The sequence below is a fragment of the Geomonas sp. genome (assembly GCF_056994735.1).
Genome location: NZ_JBXKJL010000182.1, coordinates 1 through 2,297, shown reverse-complemented (window position 1 = coordinate 2,297; position 2,297 = coordinate 1). Strand labels below are relative to the sequence as shown.

Annotated in this window: 2 protein-coding genes; both read left to right on the top strand. The window is 60.1% G+C overall.

Features of this window, described 5'->3' with window-relative positions:
* Nucleotides 1–588, top strand: a 588-nt coding sequence (locus AC11W3_RS08385) for a 6-phosphofructokinase (RefSeq protein ID WP_484092816.1), incomplete at its 5' end; no start/stop codon positions are given.
* Between the two features lie 121 nt (nt 589–709).
* Nucleotides 710–2,297, top strand: a 1,588-nt coding sequence (locus AC11W3_RS08380; protein WP_484092815.1) for a methyl-accepting chemotaxis protein, incomplete at its 3' end; no start/stop codon positions are given.

Genomic DNA, 2,297 nt, shown 5'->3' with positions numbered 1-2,297 from the left:
CACTCCACCGCCGAAAGCCACCACCGGGTGATGGTGCTGGAGGTGATGGGGCGCTACGCGGGCTGGATCGCCCTGGAATCGGGTATCGCCGGCGGTGCCGACGTCATCCTCATCCCTGAAATCCCCTACGATATCGAAAAGGTCGGGGCCGCCATCGTAGAGCGCAGCAAGAGGGGGAGACGTTTCAGCGTCATCGTCGCCGCCGAGGGTGCCTACCCCAAAGGGGGTGACCGCGTGGTCAAGGAACCGGCAGGCGGAAAATCGGTGGTCGAACGGCTGGGCGGGGTAGGGGAGAAGATCTCGCTGGAGCTCGGGGGCTTCCTGGAGATGGATGTCCGGACCACGGTGCTGGGCCACCTGCAGCGCGGCGGCACCCCATCCACCTTCGATCGCTGCATCGGCAGCAGATTCGGGGTCAAGGCGGTGGAGTTGATCGAAATGGAACTCTTCGGCCACATGGTCTGCCTCAAGGGGCGGCACATCTCCTCGGTCCCCATAGAGGACGCGGTGCGATCCCTGAACCTGATCGACCCCATGGGAGAAATGGTCCGGCAGGCCGAAGCCTTGGGCATCATGATGGGGAGATAAAGATTAAAGAGCAAGTCCCGTCTATAATGAAGATACTGTTGACTTTGCCTAATCTCTGACATAGACTGCGGAAAACCCCGATACCGAAGTCCGGTAAGGGTCGCAGAGAGGTGGCATTGTTATGAAGAATCGCATCGCCGATGTGAATCGCAGTCAGCTTTTTGCGGTCATCGGGTTTTTCCTCGGCCTTGGTGCTCCCATCGGCTGGATCCTGCTGCGTCTACTTCTCTTCTCCGAAAGCGGCGTCTCACTCTCCACGCAGATCTTCTCCGACATAACCCGTAACGCCCAGGCCATGGCCCTCTATTTTTACATGGGGGGCGGTACAGCCTGCGTTCTCGCCGCCGTCGGCTTCTTCATCGGCAGGAGCATCGACGAGCTGCAGTCCAAGGGGGTCGAACTGGACAAGCTGGTCCAGGAGGTCGATTCCCAGAAGCAGCTCTTCGAGAACCGCTACAAGGTGCTCGACAACAACATCAAGAACTTCCACAAGATAGGCAGCAAGATCCAGAAAGCGGTGCGCAGGGACGACGTCCTGGCGCTGTGCGTCGAGGGGTTGCACGACATCCTGGGATACGAGCGCGTCAACATCCTGATGGTCGACCCCGAGAAGAACAACTTTTATTTCGCCGCCCATGCCGGCAATGACAGCGAGGTCGGCCCGGACGTCACCGTCCCTCTCGATAGCCGCGCGGGCGTCATCTACAAGAGCTTCAGGGACAAGCAGACCTATTTCATCGAGAACATCGGCAAGTACCCGAACGACTACCTGCTGCAGCCACCCTTCGACACCATCGAGCCCCTGCGCTCCACCACCTTCATCCTCTGCCCGATCGTGCTGAAGGGTGAGACGATCGGCGTCTTCGGGCTGGACAACAAGAAGAGCCACAGGGCGCTGAACGATACCGACGTCGACACCATCAGGCTCTTCGCCGACCAGGCGGCAGCCGCCTTCATGCGGATCGGCCTCCTCCAGTCCATCGACCGGCTCACCCTGGAACTCGGCAAGACCTTCTCGGAACTCCTCAAGAACCGCGAGAATTACTCCAGGAACCTCTACCGCCTGAAGAGTGCCGCCGATTCGCTCGCCAACGGCGCACTGAAGATCGATTCCTCCGCCCATGGCGTGATGGAATCCGTCGACGGCGCCAGTGTCTCCGCCGCCGAGATCTCGATCGCTACCGAGCAGATCACCCGCAACATGGACACGCTCTCGGACTCGGTGTACAAATCGGTCTCGGCGATGGAAGAGATCACCTCGTCGCTGCGGCAGGTGGAGAGGAATACCGTCCTCTCCCATGGGCTTTCGGTCAAGGTGAAGGAGCAGGCCGAACAGAGCAGTGTGGTCGTGAAGGAGACGGTCGACTCGCTGGCCGAGATCCAGCGCTCGGTCGAACTCTCCTATGAAGGCATCAAGCGCCTGAGCACCAACAGCGGCCGCATCGAAGGGTTCGTGAGCGTCATTAACGACATCACCAAGAGGACCAACCTCCTCGCCCTCAATGCCTCCATCATCGCCGCCCAGGCCGGGGAATACGGCAAGAGCTTCGGCGTGGTCGCCGACGAGATCAGGAACCTCTCCCTGCAGACCGGTCTTTCCACCGGCGAGATCACCAGCATCATCGAAGAGATCATGACGGAATCGCGCATTGCCGCCGACAACGTCACCGTCACCAAGGAACTGGTCAAGAAAGGTGTGAAGCTCGGGC